This is a genomic window from Winogradskyella echinorum, assembly GCF_014297365.1.
GTDB lineage: Bacteria > Bacteroidota > Bacteroidia > Flavobacteriales > Flavobacteriaceae > Winogradskyella > Winogradskyella echinorum.
The window spans coordinates 355,921-370,678 of the sequence record NZ_JACOQD010000001.1; the positions used below are offsets into that span (position 1 = coordinate 355,921).

Here is a 14,758-nt window from a genome sequence, read left to right on the forward strand (position 1 = left end):
ATTCATCAATGGCAAAAACAACTTGGAAATACACTTTAAGAGAAATTATCATAGTTATCATAGGTATTACAATTGCCTTTAGCATGAATAAATGTGCTGATAATTTAAAGGATAATAAACTAAGAAAAGAATACCTCACTAACTTAAAAAGTGATGTGGAAGCAGACCAAGTTCAGCTTTTAAAAAATATAGAAGCCATTGATAATAAAATAAAAATCTGTTCGGAGATTATACCTGTATTGAATTCTGAAAAAGATCAGGATATGCGATTAATGAATAACATTTTTGCTATCATAAAATATGAAAACTTTAGTCCTAAAAATATTACTTATAAAACCTTAATCAATTCTGGTGATTTAAAACTGATTGATGATTTTAAACTTAAAACAGCCATTCAACAACACTACACTAACTATGAAGAATTATCAGAGGTATATATGAGGCATACAAGTTTAATAAAAGATTATTTAGGCAACTATTTAGTGAATCATGCAGATTATGACCAAATTCAAAATGGTAAAGCACCATTTTTAAATGAAATTAAATTGAAAAATATTGTTAGAGCCCTTTTGACCACTTTTGATGATAAAAAAGCTACCTCTAAACTTGTGGCTGAAAGTTGTGACACGCTTATTAAAGAAATTGACACTGCATTAGATTATTATTGATATTACAACCAATACTAAAAATGAAAAAGAAACTCACATATGCTTTTGGCGAAATATTAATTGTAATTATTGGTATTTCTTTAGCATTTAGTATGAATAAATGTGCAGATGACTCTAAAAATGAAACTCAAAAAAAGCAGTATCTCACTAACTTAAAACAAGATATTGAAGAAGACAAAGCTGATCTAGAAAGCAATCTTATACAAATAAACCAACAGATAGAACTGAGCACCAATTTAATACCTCTACTCAATTCTAACGACCCAGAAAAGCATGTAAAACTTCGTGGTTTATATAATATTGCTCAACTTACCAATTTTACGCCAAAAGATTTTACATATCAAGCGTTAGTTAATTCTGGAGACTTAAAACTGATTGATAATTTTGAATTAAAAAAGACTATAGAAAAGCATTACTCTAAATACAAGACTATATCTAAGGCGTATGAACGCCAAGAAACAATCAACAAAGATTACTTGGGTAATTACTTTATTTACAACACAGATTATGATTTAATGCGCCAAGGTAAATCTCCATTTAAGGACGAAAAACTGTTAAAAAATATGATGCAAGCCATACGTGGATCTTTCATAATAAAAAAAGAAGCTACAGAGCTCGGTATTAAAAGCTGTGATAGTATTTTGAAGATACTATAAGTTTAATCAATCTCAGTGATACTAAAATCAGCAAATAAGACTTCTTCATCTCTTAGATCTTGCGCATTATTCAGACTTCTGTAAATTCCCCATTTAGGTCTAACATATTCAGCTTCTGGCCTCCAGTTGATTATTGACTGATTAGAATATTGAAATAAAATTTCGTTATTACTTACCTGCTTTATTTCAATTTGATAAGTACCTTCTGTACCATATTTAATTATTTCTGTGACTTCTAACCAAGTGTTAATAAATGGCCCTAAATCTGTTTGAGCTACTGTGTTCTGATTATCAGTTTCGGCATAACGTAATTCTAATTTATCTGGCGTACCTTTTCTTGTAGTTAAAGTATAAATTGGCATACTTGCCAACGATCCTCCAACAGATTTTAATTGATGTAAATGGGTAAAGTTTGGAGAAGACTGAAATCCTTGTTTTAACTTAAATTTCCATTTGTAAACTACCGTTTCGTTTTCTACTCCTAATAAATTATCTGGCGATTGACCATAAGTTTTTATTTCGTTGCGTTGTCTATCAAAATTAATACAGCGATCATTATCTGGCGTTGTATGAATATAAAATTGGAAAACATGTGTGTTTAAATCGTTATCAAAAACCTCATCAATATGATCACCAAACTCAGTATGATTACAATCTGGCACTTCAATAGGATTATAACCTGGTGCGAATACCGAAGTGATTAAAGCATAAGTATCTCCTGGACCATCTGCTTTTAACTCAACACCTTCTGTAATAGGATTTTCCACATCTTTAACGAGAGTTATACTTACTGAATTATTAGATGGATTTGTGTCATTATAATCATTCCGATACTCAAATTTAAAATCTATTGATGCATCTACTTGTGTCGTATCTGCATTAAAATTTAATTCTTTTTGAGTTTCATTTTCTAATGCAGCACCATAATTATAAGTTAGTACGGTTTGTAATTTTTGCAATAAATCATCGGCATCAATCCAAGTAATTGTATTAGAAAATGATGTAACAGAAATATCAGTATTTATTGATTTTGGGCTATCATCAGTTTTATTACAACTAAGAAAAGTGAAATGAAAAACAAATATTAAAACTAGAAAGAATGAACTTTTCATAATTAAGGTATATAGACTTAATATAAAAGCCCGAACACAAGTTCAGGCTTTAACTATTTTTATTATTCGTTTCCGTCTCCTTTTTCTTTTTCATGATCTTTCTGAACTTCTTTATCACGGTACTTGCAACATGGATGTACTGAATTGTAGGCTTCGTCTGTAGCTTTAATTTCTTTGGTGTCATGACCAACTGAAGCTATTTTTGCAGAGATTGTTTTTAAATCCGTTTTGCGCTCATCAAAGATGAGTTTTAGCTCGTGCGTGTCGACATTCCAAACAGCAGATTTTACACCTTTAGTTCTAATAGCTGCTTTTTCAATACGCTCTTTACACATACCACATACACCATCTACTTCCATTGAAGCTTTTGCATTTTTGTTTTGAGCAAATGTTACAGTACCTGCTAATAATGCGAAAATTAAAATTACTTGTTTCATTTTGTTTAATTTTTATTTTTTGAGATTCTGAACCTATTTCAGAATCTAATTTTATAGTTTCAATTATTATTTTATTCTATATCGTAATCCTGCATAGTACATACTTCCAAAAATTGGGCCATACACAAAGTTACTATCAAAATTTGAACCAAATGGATTATCTGCACTTACAATCGGCTTACTTTGCCTTACATTAGTCACATTTTCTCCTCCTAAATATACTTCAAATTTTGGAGAAAACACTTTAGTCACTTGTAAGTTTAAGGTTGCAATAGTTGGCGAATACGCATCTACTTGAAATTCTTCTGCACTTAATTCTGTACTAGGAAAACGTTGAGAATCTAACCAATTATAGGTAGCATCAAACTTCCATTGATCACCATTATCTTTTTGGTGCGTTTCATAAGATGCATTAGCAAACAAGCGATGTTGTGGTACCAATGGTTTTTCTAGTTTACCTGAATTATAATCCGTTTTAACATCATAATACTTATATGCTGTTCTTATATCAAAACCTTCAAAGGCATTATAGTTAAATTCAAATTGAAAGCTATTAGCGTAGCTATCACCTTCAAGATTATAAAAATTAATTTCAGTCGGATTTTCCCAATCTACAACTACTTGATTCTGAAAATCGGTTCTATAAAAATCTAAAGTGATATCAGCTTTTCTATCAAATAAATTGAAGCCTTGTAAATAACTTACACCATAATTCCATGCAATTTCTGGATCTAAACCATATATTTTACCGCCAGAATTTAAGATGTTTATCTGCCTAGAACTTGCAAACATGTTTTGGTTTTCTGCAAAAATATTGGCACTTCGCTTTCCTCTGCCAACAGATGCTCTAAAAGCGGATTTTTCCCAAGGAGAATAACGTAAATGCAAACGAGGAGTCACAAAAAAGCCAAGCCTATTGTGCTGATCTACTCTAACACCTGCCGTCATAGTTAGCTTATCTAAATCGTCGTAAGAATATTCAAAAAAGCCACCAACAGAATTTTCGGTGCGCTCGTAAGTATCTTCATTTACTAGCTCATCATAATGATCGTAAGTAAAGCTTAATCCTGTTTTTACTTTATGTCTAGAATCTGAAATAATGCTATTATACACCAAGTTAGAATAAAAACTATTATGCTGAATATCATAAAGATTTAAACCAAAATAAGAATCTTGCTCATGATGACTAAAACTCGTTTGAAACCCTATACTTTGATATGGAATTTCTGGATTTACATAGCCTAATTTAGTAGTCACTTCAAAACGCTCTGTATTAATTTCACTTCCCCAAAAATTGGTCGTCCCTTTATCTCTTTCTGGATCAAAATCTAGTTGTCCGGCTTGTTTTTCATCGTTTAAGTAACGAAGATTGATAAAACTAACCACTCCTTTTTCTGGATTGGTATATTGCCAACGGTTCATCACATTAATTTGATTATACAATGGCATGTCTAAAAACCCATCATCATTAACATCGTGCTCTTGTTGGTGAGTGTTACCATGTAAATACAAACCTGTACTCCACTTATCAGATACTTTGGTATTAAAATGTGTATTTAACTCTAAACGCTCACTAGATGCTCCGTAAAGATTTACAAACAACTTATCGTCTGTAGTTGGTTTTACCAACTCTGCATTTATTTGGCCAGCAATGCTTTCAAAACCATTAACAACACTTCCTGTCCCTTTAGTAATTTGAATACTCTCTACCCAAGTTCCCGGAATAAAACTCAATCCATAAGCTTGAGACGCACCTCTAATGGCAGGAATATTTTCTGTAGCTATAAGAATGTATGGCGATTTTAAACCTAACATTTTTATTTGCCTTGTTCCCGAAACCGCATCAGCAAAATTAACATCAATAGATGGATTGGTTTCAAAACTCTCTGAGAGGTTACAACAAGCAGCTTTTAATAATTCATCGCTACTTACAAATAATGTGTTAGTAGCTTTTAAATACGATTTTGCTGTAGCTTGTTTTCTAGATACAACTGTAACAGCATCTAACTCATCTGAAGCTAGTAATACATGCCTAATATATTTGTTTTCAGTAACTGTTAAGGTATCCGTTTTAAAGCCAACATAACTAATTACTAATTGATTATATGAGAATTTATATGGTAGGGAAAATGTACCGTCTTCTCCAGTAATTGCTCCAACTGAAGAACCTAGCCAATATACATTAGCTCCAGGCAAAGGCATTTCTTTAGAACTACTTGTTTCTAAAACAATACCAGTTAATTGTTCTTGCGCAGAAATAATGAGCGACAAAAACATAAAATATAGTATTAAATATTTTTTCATTTGTTTGATTTGTAGGTATAACTTAAAGCACAAATAATGTGCTCACTTTTTTATTCGATAAAAAGCTATAACTAAATCAAATGAGGTAAGTTTCATCTAGGACATGAATATCCTTGATGAGTATGGGAGGTGCATAATCCTTATGCGGAATTATTAAGTTTGGTAAAGCTTCAAAAAGATTTAAATAAGAAAAACTAAAAGCAGTTAGAACTTGCTTTTGTAAGTCGTCTAAATCTTCAAATGAATTTGTTGTTAATTGACTTAAGCCTTCAATAACATCTATTTCGTCTTTACAGCACGATTGTTTAGTAATTTTCGCCTGCTCTATTTCAAAAGCTTCCATAGCACATTTTTCTGATTCAGTAAATATGGCTACGTCCATTAACTTATCTCCACAAAAATGTTTTTCTATAGTTAATGATAATGTTGAAAACAACACCAAAAACGATAGCGTAACAGAAAAGATTTTATGTGTATATGAAAATTTCACGCTGCGAAGTTACAAAATAATTAAAAAGCAATACTCTAATTATAATATTCTTAACGATTAAGCTTATAGTAGTAAAAGGCTGGCAATAATAAAATTAAGAGTATTGGCTGTATTAAAAATCTTCTAATATTGAAAAACAAATAATAATCTTCTTGCTTTGGATTTATTACAAAATAAAGAAACGGAATTAGGAGTAACACAAAAGCAATTCCATAAATAACAAGAGAAAACTTTACCATAATCTTATCGTTGAATATGAGGTAAATGATTCCTAACGAAGCTAATGTATTAAGCAAGTATCTAAAACTTGTATATAAAACCAATTTAGCAACTTCACGTCTAGGATTATCCATATATAAATAATCATTTTCAAAAAAAGTTAAATAAGGATCATAAAAGAGTAGATCCTCAAAACCACGAATAGCCACTAATACTAGTAGTAATAAAAATGCTAATATGTATCGCGTTAACTTAGGCATTTGATTTTACAGATTTTGAAAAACGATTTACCCAAACCATCCAAAGTAAAAACACAGTGCCATAAATGAGCATTGGAAAAATAATGTTATGAAGCAGTTCTCGTCTCCATGGATAGTGGTACAAACCAATAGACAATATTACAATACGAATTAAATTAAAAGCATAAATAATAATACTACCAGCAAAACAATAAAACAAAGTCGTTTTAAACTTACCTGAAAAAGCAATAATAAAGGATAAAAACAGAATTATTATACTAACCGCATTGCAACCTTGAATAACCCTTGCTACAAACTTACCATTGATGTTAATTTTCATAGAAGGTTCGTTAGGATGCTGAACCACACTTGCTTCGTACCCTACACTGTTTAGTAAAGTATTAGTCTGTTTTGCGACAAGATTAGTCACATAGTCTGGGTAGAATTTAGACCCATCAGACAGACTTAAGTAAATATTATAGCCTATAGATAATACAGTATATACAGCTAAAAATGTAACTATAAACTTAATTACTAATTTATATTTTTCGAAAAGCGATTTCAAATAAAAGACTATGTTAGTTTGATGTTAAATTTATAAAAACAGTAGTTTATATTTACACATTTTAAAATACTTTTGCCAAAAGTTTTACACATATGACCTTACTAGAATTAAAACCACATATTAAATCTATTGTTTCTCAAAGTAATCTCACTGTGGATGAGCGGTTATTAAAGATTTGCGAAATCCTTGAAACAAACATAGACTACTACAATTGGGTTGGATTTTATTTTAAAAACGGAGATAAAAACGAGTTAAAATTAGGCCCTTTTATTGGGGAGCCAACTGACCATACTATTATTCCTTTCGGAAAAGGTATCTGCGGGCAAGTTGCCGTTAGTAATGAAAATTTTGTAGTACCAGATGTTGCAGCTCAAGACAATTACATTGCTTGCAGTATTACGGTTAAGGCAGAAATAGTAATACCTATTTTTGTTAACGGAGAAAATAAAGGGCAAATAGATATAGATTCAAATACTCCAGATCCTTTTACTGAGGCTGATGAACGATTTTTGGAATTTGTATGCAAGGAGGTTGCAAATATCTTAAATTAGAATTCTCAATTAACGTACTAAACGCTCAGACGACTGCTTTCTGCTTGTTATAAAAACTACATTCCAGTTCTAATTGCTTCAACAGGATCTAATTTGGACGCTGAAATTGCAGGAATTACTCCAGAAATCAATCCTATAAAAGTAGATAAACCAAACCCTAAAAACATATTTCCAAAGGATAAGACAAACTCAAAATCCTCACCAACTACTCCATTCATTATATTTGCTGTAATCCAGACAAATAGCAGACCAATTAGGCCACCTACAACTGCTAATATAACGGCTTCAAATAAAAACTGAAATAAAATAAATCTGTTTTTGGCACCCAAAGATTTTTGAATTCCAATGAGGTTTGTTCGTTCTTTAACACTTACAAACATAATATTTGCAATTCCAAAACCTCCAACTAGCAAAGAAAACCCACTAATTATCCAACCAATAATATTCATACCAGATATAACACTATCTACAGCACTTACAAACCCTGAAATTTTGTTTATAAAAAAATTATCATCCTCACCAGCTTTTAGTCCTCTAAAAGTTCTAAACTTCTGCTTAAGCACTTGTTCAAAAGAGGATATTTCAACATCAGAGCTTGGTTTAATAATTATCGCTCCTGGTAAACCACTAGCACCACCATTTCTAAAACGTCTAACAAAATTAGCTGGAACAAAAGCTTTTTCATCTGGAGAATCAAAAATACTTGCCCCAAACTTTTTTAAGACACCAATTACAGTTAACTTTCTACCATAAGCCCTTACTTTCTTCCCTAATGGATTAGAATTTCCAAATAAATTTTCTGCTATAGTATAACCAAGAACAATAACTGGCGCACCAGATTCTGATTCTGACTCACCATAGAACCTTCCTTTTTCTACCTTAAAATCATTTATATTATATATTTCATTCGAAACCGCATCTATACCAACTCCCGAAACTGTTTCTGCCTGGTATCTTATAGTCTCTGTACTCCCAAATATTGTGTAGGCTACAGCATCAATATCAGGAACACTTCTTCTAACAAAATCAAATGCATCATATTCTGTTTGAGGAAAGTTATCGCGTTTCCAACGTGGAATATCAGTTGGCCCAAAAGAAAATTTAGTTAAGTAAATAGTATTCTTATCTAATCCTGATAAATTCTCTTTAATATTTCTATCTAAAGAATCTACCGCAGCCAAAACGGCAATAATTGAAAAGATACCAACCGTAACACCTGTTAGTGATAAAAATGTACGGAGTTTGTTATTTTTAAGCGCATTTAATGCAAATGAAAAACTCTCTTTAAATACTCTTAAATAGACTAACATATGTTCGTTGTTTTAAAACAATTTAAAGATAGGACGTTTTCAACAATTTATTGTTACAAAAAACTTAAATAAACTGCTTTTAGCACTAAGATTTTCTTTTTGATTATCCGTATTTTTGCGCCATCTAAAACACAACACAACATTATGAGCAACAAAAGGATGTCATCGGCACTTATTTCAGTATTTAGTAAAGATGGATTAGCACCAATCGTAAAAAAATTAAACGACCTCAACGTTACTATATATTCTACTGGTGGCACTGAGAAATTCATTAAAGATTTAGGTATTAACGTTATCCCTGTAGAAGATGTAACTTCCTACCCTTCTATACTTGGTGGACGTGTAAAAACGCTTCATCCAAAAGTTTTTGGAGGTATCTTAAATCGTCAAAACCACGATGGTGATGTTGCGGAATTAGCAGAGTTTGAAATTCCACAAATAGACCTAGTCATTGTTGACCTTTATCCTTTTGAAAAAACGGTTGCTTCTGGTGCAAGTAATCAAGATATTATCGAAAAAATTGATATAGGAGGTATTTCATTAATTAGAGCAGCAGCAAAAAATTATGCTGATGTTACTTGTGTATCTTCAGTTGAAGATTATTCAGAATTTTTAGAATTGTTAGAAACTAAAAATGGTGAAACTTCTGAGGATGATAGAAAGCATTTTGCTGCAAAAGCCTTCAATGTATCATCACATTACGATTCTGCAATATTTAACTACTTCAACCAAAACCATGAAATTGCATCTTTAAAAATTTCTGAAAATAAAGGTAAAGTTTTACGATATGGCGAGAACCCGCACCAAAAAGGTTTCTTTTTTGGAGATTTTGACGAAATTTTCACAAAACTACATGGTAAAGAATTAAGTTATAACAATCTTTTAGATGTTGATGCAGCCGTAAATTTAATGCTAGAATTTAAAAACGACGCACCAACCTTTGCCGTTTTAAAACATAATAATGCATGTGGTTTGGCACAACGTGACACCTTACACCAAGCTTATTTAGATGCCTTAGCTGGTGATCCTGTTTCTGCATTTGGAGGTGTTTTAATTAGTAATTCTGAAATTGACGTAGCTACAGCAGAAGAAATCCATAAATTATTTTGTGAAGTTGTCATTGCTCCATCTTTTTCAGATAAAGCATTAGAAATTTTAAAAGGCAAAAAAAATAGAATTCTTTTAATTTTAAAAGACATTGAAATGCCTCAAACCAATGTAAGAAGTTGTTTAAATGGTGTTTTAGTTCAAGATAGAAATAATGTTACCGATACTCTTGATGGTCTAAAGTCGGTTACTAATAAAACTGCTACCACCACCGAGTTAGACGATTTAATATTTGCTTCAAAAATCTGTAAGCACACAAAATCTAATACTATTGTTTTAGCAAAAAACAAACAACTTTGTGCAAGCGGAACTGGACAAACCAGTAGAGTTGATGCTTTAAATCAGGCAATTCATAAGGCTAAGTCATTTAATTTTGATTTAGAAGGAGCAGTAATGGCAAGTGATGCTTTTTTCCCATTTCCGGATTGTGTGGAAATTGCAGATAATGCTGGGATTACTGCTGTAATTCAACCTGGAGGATCAATTAAAGACGAATTGAGCATTAATTATTGTAATGATAATAACGTGGCTATGGTGTTTACAGGAACACGTCATTTTAAGCATTAAAAAAACTTATTTCATTACACTTTTATATTAAAGATTCAGGACTTTTTTAGAGGATATTTTAAAATTAAAATTACCATTTGACAGCTAAGTTTGGGTGATACTTTTTTATGTTGAAATAAAAAATAAAAAAAGTGAAGCAATAAACGTCTATTGTCATTAAAATATCGTATAATTTGTTACATTTACAGACAGTCTTAAAAAGTAGACTAGAATAACCCAAATAATTAAGAATAGCGCATGGGATTTTTTGATTTCCTAACGGAAGAAATAGCCATAGATTTAGGAACCGCAAACACACTGATAATACACAACGACAAAGTTGTTGTTGATAATCCATCGATAGTAGCAAGAGACCGCATTAGCGGAAAAATTATAGCAGTTGGTAAAGAAGCCAACATGATGCAAGGTAAAACACACGAAAATATAAAAACCATTCGCCCTTTAAAAGACGGTGTTATTGCAGATTTTGATGCTTCTGAACAAATGATAAGTTTGTTTATTAAAAATATACCTGCACTTAAGAAAAAGTTTTTCAATCCTGCGTTACGAATGGTGGTTTGTATTCCTTCAGGAATTACTGAAGTAGAAATGAGAGCGGTAAAAGAGTCTTGTGAGCGTGTTAATGGTAAAGAAGTCTATTTAATACACGAACCAATGGCTGCTGCAATTGGTATTGGAGTAGATATTATGCAACCAAAAGGAAACATGATTGTTGATATAGGTGGAGGAACCACAGAAATCGCAGTTATTGCACTTGGTGGAATTGTTTGTGATAAATCTGTAAAAGTGGCAGGTGATGTATTTACAAACGACATTATTTATTACATGCGTACACAACACAACTTATATGTTGGTGACAGAACTGCTGAAAAAATTAAGATTCAAATTGGTGCAGCTACTGAAGATTTAGAATTACCACCAGAAGATATGAGCGTTCAAGGTCGTGATTTATTAACAGGAAAACCAAAGCAGGTAAATATTTCGTTTAGAGAAATTGCTAAAGCCTTAGATAAATCTATTTTACGTATAGAAGATTCTGTAATGGAGACTTTATCTCAAACTCCCCCAGAATTAGCTGCAGATATATACAATACTGGTATTTATTTAGCAGGTGGCGGATCCATGCTAAGAGGATTAGACAAACGTTTATCTCAAAAAACAGATTTACCCGTATATATTGCAGAAGACCCGCTAAGAGCAGTTGTAAGAGGTACAGGTATTGTGCTTAAAAACTTACCAAAATACAAAAGCGTATTGATTAAATAAGATGTAAATAATGCAACAAATTTTCAATTTTGTTATAAGAAACAAAACCTTTCTGTTGTTTTTATTGCTCTTTAGTATTGCCTTAACTTTAACCATTCAATCGCATTCGTATCACAGAAGTAAATTTATAAATTCAGCAAATGGATTAACGGGTGGTGTTTATGGCACTTTTAATTCTATTGATCAGTATTTTAATTTAAAAGACCAAAATATTATTCTTGCTGAGGAAAATAAAAAACTGAGAGAGCAACTTTTTAATTCTGTAAACTCATCCGATTCTTCATACATTGATACCACAACATATTCTCAAGGAAAATATAGAGTAATTACCGCTGCTGTATATAAAAACAGTTATTCGCTTACTAATAACTACCTCACTTTAAATAAAGGTAAAAATGATAGTGTTAAGCAAGATTTCGGTGTTATAACATCAAAAGGTATTGTTGGAATTATTGATAATACTTCTAACAACTATTCTACTGCATTATCTATTTTAAATAAGAAAAGTCAGATTAATGCAAAGTTAAAATCAACTAACCATATCGGTTCCTTAACTTGGGATGGTAAATCACCAGAATTCACTCAACTTATAGATGTATCTAATTTTGCACCTGTTAAAATTGGAGATACAATTGTAACCGGCGGCCAATCTGCAATTTTCCCGAGAGGAATTGGCATTGGTACAATAGATAGTTTTGAAACTGATATTAGCGGAGATACTTATAACATAAAAGTAAAATTGTTTAACGACATGACTAATGTTGGCACAGTATATATCATAGAAAATTTGGATAGAACAGAAATAAAAACGCTCGAAGCTAGTATTAATGAATAGTGTTATCGGAATAAATATTGTTAGATTTATTATACTTCTTTTAGCCCAAGTCGTTATATGCAATAATATTAATTTCTTTGGCTATATTAACCCGTATATATACATCATATTTATTTTCTTGTTTCCTATCAAAGATGAAAGGCTCGTTTTTTTATTAGTAAGTTTTTTACTTGGTATGATGGTAGATATGTTTTCAGATTCTGGAGGAGTACATGCCGCTGCTGCAGTTTGTTTGGCATATTCCAGACCTATACTTTTAAAAACATCATTTGGAATGCTTTATGAGCACCATACAATAAAATTTAGTAATACAGAAATTGGTAGTTTAATTACATACATTACGTTAGGCACTGTAATACATCATTTTATATTATTTGTCTTAGAAATTTTTAACATTTCTAACATACTTTTAATATTAAAAAAGACGTTATTTTCTAGTATTTTCACTATACTATTGAGTGTATTAATTATTATTCTATTTAGCCGAAACCGAAAATGAGAAAACTGCTACTATTAACAACTGTTATTCTTGTTGGACTTGTTTTTATAGCACGCTTATTTTATTTACAAGTTTACAGTGGTTCAGCCTATAATATTTTTGAAGACACAGCAATACAAAAAGAGTATAACTATCCAAAACGCGGTTATGTATATGACAGAAATGGCAAACTATTAGTAGCCAATCAACCTTCTTACGATGTAATGGTAATACCTAGAGAAGTGGCACCAATGGATTCTTTAAAATTACATGAGTTCTGTACATTATTAAAGATTACAAAAGAAGACTACGACAAAAAATTAAATAGAGCCAGAAATTATTCACCTCGATTATCTTCACCATTTGTTCAACAGCTTTCAAAAACCGATTACGCAGTATTACAAGAAAAAATGCGAAAGTTTGAAGGGTTTTATATTCAAAAACGATCACTTAGATCCTACCAAACGACAATTGGAGCCAATGTTCTTGGTGATATCGGAGAAGTAAACCGAAGAATTATTGCTCAACAGCCATACTATAAAATGGGTGACCTTATTGGTAAACAAGGTGTTGAGAAAACCTATGAGAAAGTTTTAAGAGGAGTCAAAGGAATTAAATTTATACAGAAGGACCGTTTTAATAAACATATTGGCCCATACAAAGATGGTATTTACGATACTTTACCAAAGCCAGGAAAAGATATTACCTTGACTATAGATTCTGAGCTACAAGCTTATGGTGAATTATTAATGAAACACAAGCGTGGAGGTATCATTGCATTAGACCCTAGTTCTGGTGAAATTTTGGCAATGGTTTCTGGTCCCTCTTACAACCCTAACCTACTTGTTGGAAGAGATCGCTCAAGAAATTTCACAAAATTATACAGAGACAGCATCGCTAAACCTTTGTTTGACAGAGGTTTACAAGCCCAGTATCCACCTGGCTCACCGTTTAAAGTTATTAATGCACTTATAGGTTTACAAGAAGATGTTGTAGATACACGAGAAAGGTTTACATGTAGAATGGGCTATTATTATGGAAGTCGAAAACTTACAGGTTGTCATCATCATAGAAGTCCGGTTGCAATGAATGATGGTATAGCACAGTCTTGCAACGCCTATTTTGTAAATGTGTACCGTCGTATAATTGATAAATATGAGGATGCAGGAAAAGGTATGAATATTTGGGCAAATCATGCAAAAAGTTTTGGCTTAGGTAATTTTTTAAATAATGATTTATCCGTGGGTTCTAAAGGCAGAATACCAGATGGAGATTATTACGATAGAGCTTATGGCGACAATCGTTGGGGCTCAACATACATTGTTTCTAATGCCATAGGACAAGGTGAAGTTGAAGCAACACCCATTCAATTAGCAAATATGGCAGCAGCAATAGGAAACAGAGGGTATTACTACACACCTCACATTATAAAAGAAATTGAAGGAGATACCATTCCTAAAAAATATAGAACACCAAAATATACAACTATAGATAAACGTCATTTTGAACCTGTTATAGAGGGTATGTTTGATGTTTATAACAAAGGAACGGCTTCTACTTTAAGAGTTCCTGGTATCGATATTTGTGGAAAAACGGGTACTGCAGAAAACTTTGTAAGAATTGATAGCGTTAAAACACAACTTACCGACCATTCTATATTTGTAGCATTTGCACCAAAAGACAACCCTAAAATTGCCATTGCTGTATTTGTTGAAAATGGATATTGGGGAAGTCGTTTTGCTGGTAGAATGGCAAGTTTAATGATTGAAAAGTACATTAAAGGTCATATTACTAGAACTGATCTAGAACGTTGGATTTTAACTCATAGTTTAGAAGATGAATATGCAAAACCGTATTCTGGAGAACCGTTTAAAATTAATGGTGAAACAACACTTCAGGTAATTGATAACTATGCCATTGAAAACACAAATCAAAGTAGTCTAAAACAATAAAA

Annotated in this window: 15 protein-coding genes; 8 read left to right on the forward strand and 7 right to left on the reverse strand. The window is 31.8% G+C overall.

Going from position 1 to position 14,758, the window contains the following annotated elements; translation table 11 throughout:
* The first annotated feature begins 8 nt into the window (after positions 1 to 8).
* Both H8K90_RS01575 and H8K90_RS01580 read left to right on the forward strand, forming a co-directional pair.
* Positions 9 to 668, forward strand: coding sequence for a DUF6090 family protein (locus tag H8K90_RS01575; protein WP_186844185.1), 660 nt, complete (start codon positions 9 to 11; stop codon positions 666 to 668).
* Positions 669 to 688: 20 nt separating this feature from the next.
* Positions 689 to 1,324 (forward strand): DUF6090 family protein, encoded by a 636-nt coding sequence (locus tag H8K90_RS01580; RefSeq protein WP_186844186.1) that lies wholly within the window; start codon positions 689 to 691, stop codon positions 1,322 to 1,324.
* A 2-nt stretch (positions 1,325 to 1,326) separates the two neighbouring features.
* Here the strand turns inward: H8K90_RS01580 and H8K90_RS01585 are convergent, their stop codons facing one another.
* From H8K90_RS01585 to xrtF, 6 genes are all read right to left on the reverse strand, one after another.
* Positions 1,327 to 2,436, reverse strand: coding sequence for a hypothetical protein (locus H8K90_RS01585; protein WP_186844187.1), 1,110 nt, complete (start codon positions 2,434 to 2,436; stop codon positions 1,327 to 1,329).
* A gap of 62 nt (positions 2,437 to 2,498) precedes the next feature.
* Positions 2,499 to 2,873 (reverse strand): heavy-metal-associated domain-containing protein, encoded by a 375-nt coding sequence (locus H8K90_RS01590; RefSeq protein WP_186844188.1) that lies wholly within the window; start codon positions 2,871 to 2,873, stop codon positions 2,499 to 2,501.
* Between the two features lie 66 nt (positions 2,874 to 2,939).
* Positions 2,940 to 5,177: a TonB-dependent receptor gene (locus tag H8K90_RS01595; RefSeq protein ID WP_186844189.1), complete on the reverse strand. Its 2,238-nt coding sequence runs from the start codon at positions 5,175 to 5,177 to the stop codon at positions 2,940 to 2,942.
* A gap of 76 nt (positions 5,178 to 5,253) precedes the next feature.
* On the reverse strand, positions 5,254 to 5,667 hold the full coding sequence (locus H8K90_RS01600; RefSeq protein ID WP_186844190.1) for an HYC_CC_PP family protein: 414 nt from the start codon (positions 5,665 to 5,667) through the stop codon (positions 5,254 to 5,256).
* A 50-nt stretch (positions 5,668 to 5,717) separates the two neighbouring features.
* A complete protein-coding gene (locus H8K90_RS01605) occupies positions 5,718 to 6,146 on the reverse strand; it encodes an exosortase F system-associated membrane protein (RefSeq protein ID WP_186844191.1) in 429 nt (142 codons plus the stop codon).
* Positions 6,139 to 6,690 carry an exosortase family protein XrtF gene (xrtF, locus tag H8K90_RS01610; RefSeq protein WP_186844192.1) on the reverse strand — a complete coding sequence of 184 codons (552 nt, stop codon included), beginning with the start codon at positions 6,688 to 6,690 and terminating at the stop codon, positions 6,139 to 6,141. The genes H8K90_RS01605 and xrtF overlap by 8 nt, the downstream gene beginning before the upstream one ends.
* Positions 6,691 to 6,782: 92 nt before the next feature.
* Between xrtF and H8K90_RS01615 the strand changes: the two genes are divergently transcribed.
* A complete protein-coding gene (locus H8K90_RS01615; RefSeq protein WP_186844193.1) occupies positions 6,783 to 7,241 on the forward strand; it encodes a GAF domain-containing protein in 459 nt (152 codons plus the stop codon).
* A 56-nt stretch (positions 7,242 to 7,297) separates the two neighbouring features.
* On the opposite strand, the gene H8K90_RS01620 is transcribed toward H8K90_RS01615, so the two are convergent.
* On the reverse strand, positions 7,298 to 8,551 hold the full coding sequence (locus H8K90_RS01620) for an ABC transporter permease (RefSeq protein ID WP_186844194.1): 1,254 nt from the start codon (positions 8,549 to 8,551) through the stop codon (positions 7,298 to 7,300).
* 144 nt (positions 8,552 to 8,695) lie between these two features.
* Here H8K90_RS01620 and purH point away from each other — a divergent pair, with 144 nt between their 5' ends.
* From purH to mrdA, 5 genes are all read left to right on the forward strand, one after another.
* Positions 8,696 to 10,225, forward strand: a complete 1,530-nt coding sequence (gene purH, locus H8K90_RS01625) for a bifunctional phosphoribosylaminoimidazolecarboxamide formyltransferase/IMP cyclohydrolase (protein WP_186844195.1) — start codon at positions 8,696 to 8,698, stop codon at positions 10,223 to 10,225.
* A 237-nt stretch (positions 10,226 to 10,462) separates the two neighbouring features.
* On the forward strand, positions 10,463 to 11,491 hold the full coding sequence (locus H8K90_RS01630; RefSeq protein ID WP_186844196.1) for a rod shape-determining protein: 1,029 nt from the start codon (positions 10,463 to 10,465) through the stop codon (positions 11,489 to 11,491).
* A 10-nt stretch (positions 11,492 to 11,501) separates the two neighbouring features.
* Positions 11,502 to 12,326, forward strand: a complete 825-nt coding sequence (gene mreC / locus H8K90_RS01635; protein WP_186844197.1) for a rod shape-determining protein MreC — start codon at positions 11,502 to 11,504, stop codon at positions 12,324 to 12,326.
* A complete protein-coding gene (locus H8K90_RS01640; protein ID WP_186844198.1) occupies positions 12,319 to 12,825 on the forward strand; it encodes a rod shape-determining protein MreD in 507 nt (168 codons plus the stop codon). The genes mreC and H8K90_RS01640 overlap by 8 nt, the downstream gene beginning before the upstream one ends.
* Positions 12,822 to 14,756, forward strand: a complete 1,935-nt coding sequence (gene mrdA / locus H8K90_RS01645; protein WP_186844199.1) for a penicillin-binding protein 2 — start codon at positions 12,822 to 12,824, stop codon at positions 14,754 to 14,756. The genes H8K90_RS01640 and mrdA overlap by 4 nt, the downstream gene beginning before the upstream one ends.
* Positions 14,757 to 14,758: the final 2 nt, after the last annotated feature.

Bases quoted from the DNA above. Each gene is read 5' to 3' on its own strand.
- mrdA (WP_186844199.1), top strand. From the start codon at position 12,822: ATGAGAAAACTGCTACTATTAACAACTGTTATTCTTGTTGGACTTGTT.
- H8K90_RS01585 (WP_186844187.1), bottom strand. From the start codon at position 2,436: ATGAAAAGTTCATTCTTTCTAGTTTTAATATTTGTTTTTCATTTCACT.
- H8K90_RS01575 (WP_186844185.1), top strand. From the start codon at position 9: ATGGCAAAAACAACTTGGAAATACACTTTAAGAGAAATTATCATAGTT.
- H8K90_RS01595 (WP_186844189.1), bottom strand. From the start codon at position 5,177: ATGAAAAAATATTTAATACTATATTTTATGTTTTTGTCGCTCATTATT.
- H8K90_RS01620 (WP_186844194.1), bottom strand. From the start codon at position 8,551: ATGTTAGTCTATTTAAGAGTATTTAAAGAGAGTTTTTCATTTGCATTA.
- mreC (WP_186844197.1), top strand. From the start codon at position 11,502: ATGCAACAAATTTTCAATTTTGTTATAAGAAACAAAACCTTTCTGTTG.
- H8K90_RS01640 (WP_186844198.1), top strand. From the start codon at position 12,319: ATGAATAGTGTTATCGGAATAAATATTGTTAGATTTATTATACTTCTT.
- H8K90_RS01605 (WP_186844191.1), bottom strand. From the start codon at position 6,146: ATGCCTAAGTTAACGCGATACATATTAGCATTTTTATTACTACTAGTA.
- H8K90_RS01580 (WP_186844186.1), top strand. From the start codon at position 689: ATGAAAAAGAAACTCACATATGCTTTTGGCGAAATATTAATTGTAATT.
- H8K90_RS01630 (WP_186844196.1), top strand. From the start codon at position 10,463: ATGGGATTTTTTGATTTCCTAACGGAAGAAATAGCCATAGATTTAGGA.
- H8K90_RS01615 (WP_186844193.1), top strand. From the start codon at position 6,783: ATGACCTTACTAGAATTAAAACCACATATTAAATCTATTGTTTCTCAA.
- purH (WP_186844195.1), top strand. From the start codon at position 8,696: ATGAGCAACAAAAGGATGTCATCGGCACTTATTTCAGTATTTAGTAAA.
- H8K90_RS01590 (WP_186844188.1), bottom strand. From the start codon at position 2,873: ATGAAACAAGTAATTTTAATTTTCGCATTATTAGCAGGTACTGTAACA.